The following is a 14,520-nucleotide window of genomic DNA, read 5'->3' as shown; positions in this document are numbered from 1 at the left end:
CTTAATTAAGGATAAACCGTGAAGTTATCAAACGACGTACTCTGATGAGCCGTTCTTAACCCCGCTTTTCCATGGGTAAATGCCGTTTCCGAGTTATCGTTATAATCAATTTTCGGAACGTTCATATCCCCCACGTACACCTTTATATTCGTTCCCTGAACAACTACCTTCATTTTATGCCATGTACCTGTGGACAGAGCCAGATTCACCCCCGTTAAAGGGCTCCAGTTATAATTTTGTTTACCGAGATACACTCCATCCGTCTTAATGTATGCATAATATCCTTGTAGGAAATCGGCATTGCCTTGTCCAAGCTCCAGCCCGTTTGCCGGATTAGTTCCACGGACAATGATCCCCGAGTCTCCACCGACCTCGTTCATGCGAATATCCGCTTCCACGGTATAGTCCGCCCAATGATCATTACCAATCGTTGTCTTGGCAAATGTGCTGCCTGCGGAGTGATACTGTCCGTCGCTTACAGACCAGCTTCCTTCCCATTGCTTCCACTCGCCGCTCTTGCCCCCATCAAAGTTATCGGTCAAATGAGGTACACTTGCATGATGCCGAAACTCCATACTGGCAAAATCGGCCTCGCCCGTCACAAATTCAACCCGCAACTCTCTTAAGCCTTGCGTGAGAGGAATGTTCTTCACCGTGATCGGGCGCCATTCATCCCAGCCGCCAGTATTAGGAATTTGTACAATGCCAGTCAAATCCACCGCTCCATCCCATAGTCTGATTTGCACGCCATTCATGGTCGTTGCCATTCGAAACGTAACATCATACATTCCCGTTGAAGCCACATTCACCTTATACTTTAACCATTCCCCTGACTGATTCCAGCCTACGCTATAACCACCCTCCGGATTCACGCGAATATCTACTGCATCCTTCCTGTATTCACCGCCCAGATTATTTACGGTTGTATCATGATAAGCAATTCCTTCTCCACCGCTCATATAATGAACTGCTTCCACTTTGCCTGGAACGGGCTTATACGCATCCCAAGCGTTACTGCCGTCTACTTTGTTGCTGAATGCGACATAAGCAAAATCAGCATGCGTGTCTTCGGTTAAATAGCCGACCTGACCACCGCCAAGGTTGGCGTTTTGTACGGTCTTCAGCATCTGATCCACATAGATTCGGAATTCATTCGCTAATTTCTCGACCCGAATGCTATGCCACTTGCTATAATCAAACCCGGAAGGCAGTGAAGCATAAACCCATTCTTGAGGCACACCGTTTACTACAAAATTAACTTCCAGGCGGTTATGCAATTCGTTCAGCATCGCCACGCCGTAATTATCTTCATTTATATATGAAAATGTAGCGCCATAACGCGGGGAGGCGCTTGTGCCTCGATTCATTTGCTTCATATGGAACTCTGCCGTATAATTCGCATCCGTCGCCGCGTTCGTAATTTGTTTATGCGCCGCCGTTGACCCCAGGCTATCCTGCCACATTAACTCCTGGTTATAAATGCCCCAATGCCCGCCGTTTACATTGTACCAGTCGGAACCAATAGCCGTTCTGTTAAAGCGGTCATAAAAATCCGGCATATCCGGGTTGGGCTGCGATGTTGTCGTAGGGCCCAAGACGTGCATTTTATCTCCATTCCATACGACACGATCCATATTAATACTTCGAATCGGCCAGCCTTCAGGCGTGTAGCCCTTCCAGTTATGGTAGAACATATAGAGCGTATCCAGATCCGGGCCGGTGACTAACCCATTATGGCCCAACCCAATCGTTGGCCCCTCGGTCGAGAGAACGACGGGATTCTGCTTGCTGGCAGGCACAAATCCCGTTAAAGGATTGCTGCTCACCGCATAATCGATCCGGTAAGCCGGACTATGAACATGGTTTCCCGTATAAGTCATGTAACTCAACTTTCGCAGCTCAAATCTCCAAACAAACCCTTAATATAGCTGGGTAAACCGGAGATCCATTCCTGTAGTTGACAAAATACAGCTGTTTTGTTCTTCTTTGTTTTCGCCTGGGACATTTCGAGAAATAAACTCATGAGCTGCTGAAGTGCAGTCTGGTAATCTAGATCGCGGACCTCATCAGCAAAGAGGAAAAAGAGTCCTCCCAATGTTCGGTCATCACTCGATTGGCGTCGTTCGTATTCCATCGCCAAATATCGGCTGAATACAATCGTGGTGTGGCTAATCAGCTGATCAAAGGAGCGGCCTTGGAATTCGGTTCCCAGTTTTAAGTAGCTTTTGGTGACTTTGAAAAAGGTCTCTATGCTCCAGCGCATACCGTAAATACGTACGATTTCAGTCGCATCAAGCGTCACATCTGTACTTAAAATCGCCAGCCACTCCCGTTTTTTATTCCGGTTGCGGACAAACACAAGCTTCACGGGTAGACCGCAGGCGGTGTGTACGATGATCGAGCCTTTAATATCTTTGGCATTCGATGCAGGAAGGCTTTGAAACACCTCGCGCAGTGTCATTCGCTTGCCTTGAACTAGATAGCGTTGTTTCATTTCTTTAACCATGCCAATCACGGGCAGACCTTGGCCAGTGAGCTCGCGAAGCAGTGGAGCTTGCGTAAACCAGCTATCCATAAGCACGTAATCAGCGGTGAATCCTCCACGTAAGGCTCGTTCCAGCAAGGCTACGACAGCATCCGGCTTTCGAGAAAAGGCCTCCATCCGGCGTTTGTAGCCGTTACTGCGTTTGGAAAGATTCGAAGCCATTTCGCACAGACGGTTGGCTAATTTAGCGGAAGACAGCATGACAAAATCAAGCGGAGCAAAACTAAATCCGTCTGACCAGCCTAGCGTTAGCATAGTGTAACCTTTGGTGAATTTGCCTGTGGAGTGGTCAAATACACGTGCCAAGAGTTCCGCTTTTCTGCTACGATTTCGGCTGAGCACGGAATCGTCAATAATGAACACACGTACCCGGTGGGACGAAATGAGCGATTCGAAATGGTGCACGATTCGAAGACTCAAAGCCTGCAAAAAGCGCCGCCAAGCAAAAGAAGCCTGATTCAAAAAACGGTAGATAACATCCTTGCCGGGAAGATCTGCTCCGCGATCACTTTCCAGGAGTCGAAACCAGTTTTTCCCCTCAAAGACCAAAGAGAACACGATTTGGAAAATCGCTAGACTTGAAAGACCGAAAGATTTAGAAATACCCGCTTGTCGTAACGTTTTTCCGATGTGGAGACTGGCAAAAATTTTGGGAAAGTGAGACTGTTCAGACAGGGAATGTTGTTGTAACATAGGGTTACACACCTTTCTTGTTGGTATGGTTGATTAGACACTTCCATGATACCAAACAAGCAAGGTGTTTTTTTGTCAATACGAGTAAATCTATTGAATTCTTCTTGCGCACTCAAGGGTTTAAGTCATTTTTCTAGGTGCGAAAGTTGAGTCATGTAATATTTTCCGTTCCGCTTAATAACGGTCGCCCCTTCTGTCCAGCCCCCGCTGATCGAGGCACCAGTATTCGATCCGGCTCCAAAACTATAAGGATCACTCATAGGATGAGCGACCATCTGGCCGTGTTCAGCGCGGTAAAAATACCACTGTCCATCGTCATCAATAAACACATGCCCATCAATACTCAATCCCTTATTCGGCGTTTGAACCGTAAAGGGTCCTGTCGGGCTTTCACTCCGCAGCACGTAATGCCCGTTTCCGCCTGGAGACGTATACATATAGAAGTAGCCATTCCAATAAATAACCTCCGGTGCGTAAGCTCCTTTTGTAACTGGATCTGTAGCCACAAGTCCGGCATAAGTCCAGTTCACTAAGTCCGGTGAGCTCCAGGCTTTAATGCCTGTCTCAGAGTCCTTGGTGCTGACGTACAAATAATAATCGCCTTTGAATTTCAAAATATAAGGATCACCGGAACCATAAGTTGCCCATTCATGGCTGAGTGTCTGAGGATTCTGGTAGGCCTGCGCCAGCGAAGCCGGCAATATCAGGCATCCTACTATTAGAACAAGCAAAATCTTTACATATTTTCTCATAGCGTCCTTCCTCCCACATGCGAATGTAATCGCTTTCTATTTTATCGTCATCTTATCATCACTCCTTGAAGTTTTTTATATCTTATAAAGTATATAATTTGAATAATTCCTCTTTTTAATGAAATAGAATAACAGGTATGAATACCCTCCTCGGGAGATACGTCCCGTGAATTTGCTCCAGCAGAAGCTCCACAGTAACTCTGCACATTTCCTCAACATTTTGCTTGATGTAGCTCACCTCTGCTAAATCGGACTGGTCAAAACTAATCAGTTCCGGGCGTTGCTCATTGGGCAGATTCAAATGTTTCATGGCCCGAAGCGTTATGCGGGTGAGTTCAGCATTTCCAGTAAAGACGGCCGTAATTTCGGGATGATGCATTAGAAATTCCTGTATTATAGAGCTTCCTTTTCCCACAGCCATATCAGCTATGCTCACCACACACCACAAATTTTTGTTGATTGACAGGGTGCGTTCAAGGAATGCCTTCTCAAATCCCAACGCCCGATCCGCTGTCACCGAATTAGTCACTTCCATCGTTACAAAAGCGATTTGCTGATGCCCTTGGCTAATGAAGTGCTTAACCGCCTGATAGGAGCCATCCACATTATCTGCGCTTACACTGTAAGTCTCGATTTCTTTCAGATAACGATCGATCAGGACGAGCGGGAACCTATTCAATGACAATCTTAAAATATCATTGTTATACATCTCCTGCTCAATCGGAAATATGATGAGTCCCTTTACCCTTAATTGGAGTAGATCCTCAATGGCCTTGCTCTCCTCCAGCGATGATTCCTGAGTAATTTTGATCAGAAGATGATAACCATTTTTCCGGACGTATTGCTCGATAGCATTGATGATCCGCTGGTCTACCTTTGTCTTCATACTGGGGAGAATAAGCCCGATTAATCCCTTATGACCGCCCATGGACGGGATATCCTTGGGGATATGATTGACAAATGTCCCTTTTCCCCGCTGTCTGACCAGGATTCCTTCCTCAGCCAGTCCATTCAAAGCATTTTTAGTCGTAATCTTGCTTACATGATATTGTTCGGCAAGCTCTGTCTCCGATGGGACACGATCCCCTGGTCTCAGCTGCCCCGTTCGTATGAGATACCGGATATCCTCCTGAATCATTTTGTATAGCGGCAATGACTTCATAGGTCAGTCACTCCCTCCCTGTTCCATGCTCTGCTTTAACTCAAAGACATATAAATGATTATAACATCAGTCCTATTTCTTAGTTAAAAAAAGAAAAAGAGCTGCATAAGACAGCTCTTCCTGTGCATAATTCTATACTCATTTTCATACGATCTGAATTTATAAAAGAGGACGGACTACGTTCATGACCATCTCTGAATTTTCCGTGATCACATAATCAGGCAATTCCTCTCCATGCAGTAGCCAGAGCTCGTGTAGAGCCCTTGTACAGCCGACGTAGAGCAGTTTGGCATCCTCCGGCGAGTAATGCTTCCGGTCGACATCCGTAACGATGACAGCGTCAAATTCAAGCCCTTTGGACAAATAAGCTGGCAGCACAGATATGCCGCCAGCATACTGATCCCTGCTGCCATCGATCAAATGGGCTTCGATCCCCTCCTCAGCGAGCCATTCATGAAGCTTCGATGCATCCTGCAGCGTCCTCGTCAGCAGCGCCGTCGTCCGATAGCTTCCCTTAAGCAAGGTCTTTAGCACCTCTTTGATGGCATCGCTCCGTTCCGTTTCCGCTGCGTATAACAGCTTGACCGGCTCCCCGCTACGGAATACGGGAACGGCCAGCAGCTCTGCGCCGACTCCCCTAGCCAATATTTCGTTTCCGAAAGATATGATTTCCATCGTCGAACGGTAGCTGCGCGTCAGAGCAAAATAAGCCGTATCCTCCGAATGAAACTGCTCCTGCATTTCATGCCAATCGCGCACCCCTTTGTAATAATGAATGCCTTGCGACAAATCTCCCAGAATCGTAAAAGAATGCCCTTTGACAAACCGATCCAGCACTGCAACCTGCAATGCAGAAAAATCTTGAGCTTCGTCGATGACAACATGGTCGAAAGTCATCTGGCCCTCGATCTCATGAATGCACGTATATAAATAGAGCAGCGGCGCGAGATCCTCCTCTTTAACGATGCCCTGCTTCAGGTTGCCGCGCGTCTCCTGCCAAATGGCCGGGGGAATATCAGCAGACATGTCGGGAAGGCCTATGCTCCCCTTTTTTTTGAGCTGAAAAAACTCCTCGTACAACGAAAGCGGCGTAAGCTCGGGCCATTTCTTGGCATAGGACTTCTCGCGCTGCTGCCCTTTTTTCTTCCATTCCTTAAGCTGTGCCGCCGACGAGGCTTTCTTCAGCTCCATCTCAATCCAGCGGTGAAGCCGGGCCAGTACACGCTCTTTGCGTCTTGCCGCAGGATAATGCTTGTATTCTCCCTCAAACCAAGCCAGAATCTCGGCATAAGGAAGCTTCGTTCCCTCCCAAGGCTCAAAATCGATCTGCGGGACGCATAAGGCTTCCAGGTTAGCGAGAAAAGCATCAATTACCGCCTTAAAGCGCATTGAGCCCTTGAACCTGCCCGGCAGCTCACATTCTGGCACAGACTCCGATCGGCCTGCATCGAACCACCGATGAAAATCGCTCTGGCTTGCAGACGGTGGATGCTCCAGCCCAAGCACTTCCGCTGCCCAGTCCGGGAATGTGCTCTGCTGGATATCGCCCACGCCAAGCTCCGGCAACACTTCGGAAATATAGTCGATGAACATATGGTTCGGCGCAAAGATGACCATGCGCTCAGCCTGAATCTGTTCCTTATACTGATACAGCAAAAAGGCCAAACGATGCAGCGCTACCGTCGTTTTTCCGCTGCCCGCCACGCCCTGGATAATGAGCGCCGTGTTTTTTGCCGCCCGGATAATTTGATCCTGCTCCGCCTGAATCGTCGACACGATATCACGCAGCCGATTGTCTTTATTTTCGCCCAGCCGATAGACGAGAAATTCATCCGATACCGCAGGACCCTCGTCCTCCCGATTGTACGTATCGACGACGCGCTCCAAAATTTGCTGGCGAATTACGATATTTCTTTTTAAATAAACAAGTCCTTCAATGATGCCTTCGGGCGCTTCGTACGTGGCCGAGTCTCCGCCCGTGAATGAATAGAACAAACTCGCTACCGGAGCTCTCCAATCGATAACAATTGGCTGCTTGCCGGAAGGGTCGCCGACACCGACTTTGCCAATGTATAGAGAGGCGGGCTTCCGGCCCTGCTCCTCAAAATCAAGCCTGCCGAAGTAGGGCTCCCGCACTGATTTCTCCAGCTGCTGGCGCTGGTCTTCCCGGCCTGCCTCCAGTACCTGCTCCGTGAAATCATGACCTGTATACACAGGTATAGCTCGCAAAGCCGACAATTGGTGATCAATCTCTTGCAAGGTACGGCCCAGCCGCTCCTTCTCTTCTTGATAGGCACTTTGAAAATCAGTCATTTCAGTTACCTCCTAAGGTTTAGATGTTCCAATTGTGTCCTGGCGAGTTATTACTATATCCAGAAGTCAAAAGGGAGTTACATTATACCACCATGAAAAACAAAAAGCGACTACCTTAACTTAATAAGGAAAAGTCGCCAAAAACTACGCACTACTTTTTCAGATTTTTATTCCATTTGCTTCAAGCAGATCCCGAACGGCTACGCTAACCATAATGAGTCCCACGACCGGCGGAACGAACGAGTTACTGGCCGGCGGCTGCTTCGCTTTGCGGATTTTCGCACCTTCCGGGGCAATTTTCTTCGTTACATCCTCACGAGGCTTAACCGGTTCCTCGGTGGAGAACACAACCTTGACTCCTTTTTTTATACCGTCCTTACGCAGCTTTGTCCGAATGACACGAGCCATCGGATCGACCGATGTCTTCGATATGTCCGCCACCTGAAAACGCGTGGGATCCATCTTGTTCGCTGCGCCCATGCTGGACAGCATCGGAATTTTCCGTTTCAGGCACTCTTTGATGAGATGGATTTTATACATAATCGTATCCGAAGCATCCAGCACGTAATCGATATCGTATTGGAACAGCTGCTCATAGGTTTCCTCGGTATAGAACATGTTCAGCGCAATCGTCTCGCACTCCGGGTTAATTAACTTTACCCGATCGCACATCAAGTCCGCTTTTTTCTGACCAATTGTTGTCGTTAACGCATGGATTTGGCGGTTCAGGTTCGTAATATCGACGACATCTTTATCGATAAGAATAATCCGTCCGACTCCCGTTCGAGCGAGAGCCTCTACGGCGATGGAGCCTACTCCCCCGATACCGAGTACTGCCACCGTGCTGTTCTTCAATACTTCAAGACCTTCCGCCCCAATGGCAAGCTCTGTGCGTGAAAACTGATGAAGCATATCTCCCGCAATCCTCCTTCATGGAAGCAGAAACGGGCTACGGCTTCCTATCAGGGAGCCCTACCCGTTCCTTGCTCAATGTATTATTGTTTTTTATCTTCAGTCGGTTTCACGGCTAGTTTAATATGCAGCTGCTCCAGTTGAGGAGCATCCACTTCGGATGGTGCGTTCATCAGCAGATCTGTCGCGCTTGCCGTCTTCGGAAACGCAATCGTCTCACGCAAGTTGTTGCGGCCGGCAAGCAGCATCACCAGACGATCAAAGCCGAAGGCTACACCGCCATGCGGAGGTGTACCGTAGTCAAAGGCATCCAGCAGGAAGCCGAATTTCTCCTGGGCTTCTTCCGGGGACAAACCAATCGCCTTGAACATTTTCTCCTGCACGTCTCGTTTGTAGATCCGCATTGAACCGCCGCCTACTTCGTATCCATTGAGAACGAGATCGTAGGCTTGAGCCAAAATCTTGCCCGGATCCGTGTCAAACAAAGCGATATCCTCGTCGCGAGGACGCGTGAACGGATGGTGTTCTGCCACATAACGCTTCTGCTCCTCATCCCAACCGAGCAACGGGAAGTCGACAACCCAAGCGAATTTGTAAACATTGTCGTCGATGAGGCCAAGATCCCGCCCGATTTTGAGACGCAGGTTTCCAAGCACATCTGCTACGACTTTCTTCGTGTCAGCGGAGAAGAGCAAGAGATCGCCTTCTTCTGCACCCGTACGCTCTCTCAGCGCTTCGATTTCTTCTTCCGTGAAAAATTTAACGATTGGTCCGCGGAACTCGCCTTCCTTCACTTGAATCCAGGCAAGGCCCTTTGCTCCATAGCGGGCTGCAAACGGCCCCAGATCGTCAATTTCCTTCCGGCTCCAAGTGCCGCAGCCTTTAGCATTAAGTACTTTAACTTCTCCGCCTTTTTCGATTACAGAAGAGAATACTTTGACACCGCAGGTAGAGACGATATCGTTCACTTCGATCAATTCCATCCCAAAGCGCAGGTCAGGCTTGTCGGAGCCGTATTTACCCATTGCGTCAGCATAGCTCAAGCGCTGGAACGGCGTAGGGATGTCGATTCCTTTTGTTTCTTTGAACAGACGCACAACGAGTCTTTCCATCATGTCCAGCAATTCGTCGCGGGACAGGAAGGAGGTCTCAATGTCCACCTGGGTGAACTCTGGTTGACGGTCGGCACGCAGGTCTTCGTCACGGAAGCAGCGGGCGATTTGATAATAGCGCTCTACGCCGCTCACCATCAACAGCTGCTTGTACAACTGCGGCGATTGCGGTAGGGCAAAGAACTCGCCAGCATGCACCCGGCTCGGTACAAGGTAATCGCGAGCACCTTCCGGAGAGCTCTTTGTCAGGATTGGAGTTTCCACTTCGATAAATCCTTCTTCGTCGAGGAAGTCGCGGAATACTTTCGCCGCTTTGGAACGAAGCAATAATGTTTTTTGCATTTCTGGACGACGAAGATCCAGATAACGGTATTTCAAGCGGATAGACTCATCCACTTCTACACCGTCTTCAATAAAGAACGGAGGCGTCTTAGCCGCATTCAATACTTCAATCTCGGTAATTTGTACCTCGATTTCGCCGGTAGGCAGATTCGGGTTGACTGTTTCGGGATCCCGTTTTACAACCTTTCCTTTAACGGCAAGGACATACTCGCTCCGTACTTTGTCGGCGATTTCCAATGCTTCGCCGGAATAATCTGGGTTGAATACGATCTGCACGATACCGCTCCGGTCGCGGAGGTCGATGAACAGAACACCTCCAAGGTCACGGCGAGTTTGTACCCAGCCGTTCAAGGTTACAGTGTCTCCAATATGCGCGGCGCTCAGCGTTCCGCAATGATGAGTACGATTCATGGATTTATGGCTCCTTCATTTAGAGTGTATTCCCATCCCTCCCAAACCCTCCCTTGTCGTAAGGGAGGGCCCTCGAGGGCTTGCTGCCCTCGGGACTCCGCAAACTGGAGTAACGTAGGAGGTGAAGAGGTGCTCCTGCAGCCGCTGTTCCCTTCGGGAATGCGCTGAGGTTGATGTGTGGAACGCTTTTCCCCCTTCGGGTACGTCTTACTTTGGGCGCTCCTGGGTTACCTGGTAAACACGCTGCATAGTTCTTCTGCTTTCGGTTCATCCGGGCATAGTGTGGTGCTTTCAGCCGCTTGCCGCCCTGACGGGCCCGCTCTACGCCGACGCTCCTGCGACTGGCGATAACCGTTAAGGGGTGCGTAGTGGCGGTGCTCCGTGCTTGGTGAGCGCTCTCCCCAACGGGGATTTGCTCGCTATAGTGCAGGCAAGGGCTCTTGTGGGTTGCGCTCTCTCCGGCGGAGATACGCTTGCCATGATGCAGGGCTAATACTGCTTACTTTAACTCGTTCACAAGCTCAGCGAGCTTGACGGTACGCTGCTCGCCAGTCTCCATTGACTTTAGGGCGATCTCCCCCCGCTCCAACTCGTCGTCGCCAAGGATGGCGGTGTAACGAGCTTTCATTCGGTCGGCGGATTTCATCTGCGCCTTCATTTTGCGGCCCAGGTAATCACGTTCAGCCGAGAAACCGGCTTGACGCAATTTGAATAACTGTGTCGTAATTTCCTTATCGGCTGCTTCGCCTAGGGCGACAAGGTAAATATCGAGCGGCTTCTCCGCAGTGGTGCTGATCCCCTGTTTCTCCAGGATAAGCGCGATTCGCTCCAAACCGACGGCGAAACCGATACCTGGTTGATCAGGGCCGCCCACATCAGCAACAAGACCGTTATAACGACCTCCTCCCCCGATCGTATCAATCGCCCCAATACCTTGAGCTTTATATTCAAACGCAGTGTGCGTGTAATAGTCCAGGCCGCGCACGAGACGGGGATTGATTATATACTCAATTCCCATCGCGGTAAGCAATTCCTGCACTTTAGCAAAATGCGTGGTGCACTCTTCATCGAGGCTATCCAGAATAGAAGGGGCATCCGTAAACTTATCTTGATCGACTTTGCAGTCAAGCACACGCATCGGATTACGCTCAATCCGGGACTGACAATCCTTGCAGAGCTCATCCTTCATCGGCATGAGAAATCCGAGCAGCTTGTCACGATATGCGGCGCGGCTTGCCGGATTGCCCACAGAGTTCAATTCTACCTTGACATCCTGTAAGCCAAGTCCTCGGCAATACTCGTAGCCTAAAGCAACAGTCTCGGCGTCAATCGCCGGATCAAAGGCGCCGAACACTTCTACCCCGAACTGGTGGAACTGCCGCTGGCGTCCCGCCTGAGGACGTTCATACCGGAACATCGGGCCGATGTAATACAGCTTCGTTACATCCGGTTCGCCATACAGCTTGTTCTCTACATAAGAACGGACGACTCCCGCCGTTCCTTCTGGCCGAAGCGTCATGCTGCGGTCGCCCTTGTCAATAAACGTGTACATTTCTTTCTCGACAATATCCGTCGTTTCCCCGACGCCGCGTTCAAACAATGACGTTTGTTCGAAGATCGGCGTGCGAATTTCCTTGTAATTAAAACGACGGCACAAATCTCGGGCTTTCCCTTCAATGAACTGCCACTTCTCTACAGCACCAGGCAGTATATCTTGCGTGCCTGTCGGTTTTTGAAAAGCCATGTCCCATCCTCCATCTATTATCGTACTTAAGCTTTGTGAAAATAAAAAACTCCCATCCCTGTTCATAAATTCAAACAGGGACGAGAGATCATTTACCAAATCACCCGTGGTGCCACCCACATTCCGATTGCCGTAGTATCAGCCGGAAACAACTTTCTCAATTAAACCTTCCCGCCTAGAATACAACATTCGCTTTATGCGGTTAACGCCCGCCTACGCCGTTCGGCTACTCTGTCGCCCATTTCGCCGCCGGTTCTCAGGGAAGTCTTTCGTTCAATCATCACCAGAATCCTTCCAGCCAGTCTTGAACAGCATATGATCCTAAGCAACCTCAGGAACAATCATATACCCTTCTACCGGGATTCCTCTCTGTGGATGTGGGGCTGAATTACTTTCTCCCGTCATCGAATAAAAGTATTAAAGAACATACATATATTTTTAGATTTTAAGGAACCCCAAGCGCAAAGTCAAGCCTTTCAAAAGAAAAAGACCTGCTACCAACGGGGTGCAGGTCCAAAAGTATATATTTAAAAGGGGGTCATGCTCTTATTATAAACAGGCTATGTTAAAGGATCATTGAAGTAATGTTACATTTGTATTACACGAAAGAAAGCGGTTTATTACACGCTTATTATTCATCAAGCTGTGCAACAAAAGCACCCTGAGAACGCAATTTATGAACGGCGGCGTCATAATCCTTCTCCTGAAGCTTAACACTCAGTACATATTGCAAGCTCTCGTAGTCTTCGTCACCGAAATCATTCCAATCAACAACCGAATCGGCTTCCTGCCTCTCCCTGCCTCTGGCGGACTGCATTCCATCGACATTTTCATCGCTCAACGAGCTGTTCGGAGCACCCACCGGGATGACGCCCTGCCCTCCAGCTGCCCCAGGATAGCCTACGGCGCCGTAAGTTCCTCCCGTCGCACTGTTGTTGACCGGGACGAATGGAACAAGTATGCTGCTGTCTCTTCCAATCGATTGCTCCAGGCGTCCCACCTCGACATGCTCCGTCTCAAATGAGAGCAGGCTCGTCTTTGCTCCCTCCGCCTGATCCTCACTGTTAAAATAAGCTTGAATATGTTTGGCCATGTTGATCTCTCCTTATCACCCGATGATCGGAAAAGAACTAGCTTCCCCGTCTATTGCAGTGCCTGAAGAATTTCACGCACAAAGGCCGGTTCATCCTTCGGCGTGCGCGAAGTAATATAGTTGCCGTCCACGACAACCTCCTGATCTTTAAATTCGGCTCCAGCATTAACCACATCATCTTTTAGCGGAGGATAGCATGTAATTGTGCGTCTTTTCAATAGGTCAGCACTAATCAATATTTGCGGCCCATGACAAATCGCAGCAATTGTTTTTTTCGCCTCATTAGCCTCTTTCACAAATTGCAGTATGCCGTCATTTAAGCGAAGATTCTCGGGAGATGCCCCACCCGGAATAACCACAGCGTCATAATCAGCCACTTTAACATCGGTGATAGCTTTGTCCGCCTGATATTCAACCTTGCCTTGTTTTCCCTTCAGCGTCTCCCCTGCTTCAAGGCCGATAATATCGGCTTCATGTCCCGCCTTCTTCACTTCTTCATAGGGAACCTGCATTTCCGAATCTTCAAAGTCGTTAGCCAGCAAAAAAGCGACCTTACTCATGGCTGTCCTCTCCTTCCAGGATTTTTTCTCTCGCATGTTATTACCCGGAACATCATTTTTTATAACAACGCGCTAATACCTCAAATCGATCACCAATGCAAAATAGAGCCAAATGGCTCTATCCTCCAGAACGGGGAGTTAGCTCCCGTCCTGGTCTAAACTCCAGCCGGATCCATTCGTACTCCTCCGTCTTAGCTGCGCGGGACAGCATGCGAGCCTCCGTCCGATCTCCCGCTGGGATAAGCGATGGATGGTGCCATTGATCTGCCTTAAGGGACTGTCGCATGAAATAAACTCCTTTGAATATGGGGCTGTGCAAATTTAGGCAAAATAAAAATACGATCTCTCTTCTCCAGATTGCCCTGAAAAGAGAAATCGTATTCTACTCTTCACGCTACAGCGTTTCCGCCATTGATGACTGATGGCTCTCCAGCATTAAAGTTACAGGACCCCAATTCGTTAGCTGCACGTCCATATCTGCGCCGAATTTGCCCGTTTCGACCACCAAGCCTTTATCGCGAAGCAATTGATTAAAACGCTCGTATAGCGGCTCAGCTACATCCGGTCTTGCTGCAGCGATGAAACTCGGTCGCTTGCCCTTGCGGCAATCCCCATACAAGGTAAACTGAGACACCGACAATATAGCTCCACCAATGTCTGCTACACTGCGATTCATCTTGCCTTCATCATCTTCAAATATCCGCAGTCCGGCGATTTTATCCGCCAGGTACGCCGCCTCTTTCTCCGTATCCTCATGCGTAATGCCAACGAGCAGCATTAAGCCAGGACCAATTTGGCCGATTACGGAATCCCCCACCGTAACCTTTGCCTCCTTGCAGCGCTGCACAACAACTCTCATCGATTCATTTCTCCTTTACTTC

12 protein-coding genes are annotated in these 14,520 nt (G+C 49.1%); all 12 read right to left on the bottom strand.

Going from position 1 to position 14,520, the window contains the following annotated elements:
* Positions 1–5 precede the first annotated feature (5 nt).
* Positions 6–1,880 carry a carbohydrate-binding protein gene (locus EIM92_RS10660; RefSeq protein WP_125082612.1) on the bottom strand — a complete coding sequence of 625 codons (1,875 nt, stop codon included), beginning with the start codon at positions 1,878–1,880 and terminating at the stop codon, positions 6–8.
* Between the two features lie 5 nt (positions 1,881–1,885).
* Complete coding sequence (locus EIM92_RS10655) at positions 1,886–3,238, bottom strand: IS4 family transposase (RefSeq protein WP_125081488.1); 1,353 nt, start codon at positions 3,236–3,238, stop codon at positions 1,886–1,888.
* Positions 3,239–3,363: 125 nt separating this feature from the next.
* Positions 3,364–3,990 (bottom strand): family 43 glycosylhydrolase, encoded by a 627-nt coding sequence (locus EIM92_RS10650; protein ID WP_125082611.1) that lies wholly within the window; start codon positions 3,988–3,990, stop codon positions 3,364–3,366.
* 115 nt (positions 3,991–4,105) lie between these two features.
* Positions 4,106–5,152, bottom strand: coding sequence for a GntR family transcriptional regulator (locus tag EIM92_RS10645; protein WP_125082610.1), 1,047 nt, complete (start codon positions 5,150–5,152; stop codon positions 4,106–4,108).
* Between the two features lie 159 nt (positions 5,153–5,311).
* Positions 5,312–7,465: a HelD family protein gene (locus EIM92_RS10640; protein WP_125082609.1), complete on the bottom strand. Its 2,154-nt coding sequence runs from the start codon at positions 7,463–7,465 to the stop codon at positions 5,312–5,314.
* A gap of 159 nt (positions 7,466–7,624) precedes the next feature.
* Positions 7,625–8,377, bottom strand: coding sequence for a tRNA threonylcarbamoyladenosine dehydratase (locus EIM92_RS10635; protein WP_125082608.1), 753 nt, complete (start codon positions 8,375–8,377; stop codon positions 7,625–7,627).
* A gap of 83 nt (positions 8,378–8,460) precedes the next feature.
* Positions 8,461–10,242, bottom strand: a complete 1,782-nt coding sequence (gene aspS / locus EIM92_RS10630; RefSeq protein ID WP_125082607.1) for an aspartate--tRNA ligase — start codon at positions 10,240–10,242, stop codon at positions 8,461–8,463.
* A 499-nt stretch (positions 10,243–10,741) separates the two neighbouring features.
* Complete coding sequence (gene hisS, locus EIM92_RS10625) at positions 10,742–11,986, bottom strand: histidine--tRNA ligase (RefSeq protein WP_125082606.1); 1,245 nt, start codon at positions 11,984–11,986, stop codon at positions 10,742–10,744.
* A gap of 631 nt (positions 11,987–12,617) precedes the next feature.
* A complete protein-coding gene (locus EIM92_RS10620; RefSeq protein ID WP_125082605.1) occupies positions 12,618–13,079 on the bottom strand; it encodes a hypothetical protein in 462 nt (153 codons plus the stop codon).
* Positions 13,080–13,129: 50 nt separating this feature from the next.
* Positions 13,130–13,639 carry a type 1 glutamine amidotransferase domain-containing protein gene (locus EIM92_RS10615; RefSeq protein WP_125082604.1) on the bottom strand — a complete coding sequence of 170 codons (510 nt, stop codon included), beginning with the start codon at positions 13,637–13,639 and terminating at the stop codon, positions 13,130–13,132.
* A gap of 118 nt (positions 13,640–13,757) precedes the next feature.
* Positions 13,758–13,925, bottom strand: coding sequence for a hypothetical protein (locus EIM92_RS23670; RefSeq protein ID WP_164515072.1), 168 nt, complete (start codon positions 13,923–13,925; stop codon positions 13,758–13,760).
* Between the two features lie 108 nt (positions 13,926–14,033).
* Complete coding sequence (gene dtd, locus EIM92_RS10610) at positions 14,034–14,498, bottom strand: D-aminoacyl-tRNA deacylase (protein WP_125082603.1); 465 nt, start codon at positions 14,496–14,498, stop codon at positions 14,034–14,036.
* Positions 14,499–14,520: the final 22 nt, after the last annotated feature.

This window comes from Paenibacillus lentus (genome assembly GCF_003931855.1).
GTDB classification, from domain to species: Bacteria; Bacillota; Bacilli; order Paenibacillales; family Paenibacillaceae; genus Fontibacillus; species Fontibacillus lentus.
Note: the sequence above shows the minus strand (reverse complement) of the source record. Positions and strands in the feature narration are given on the sequence as shown.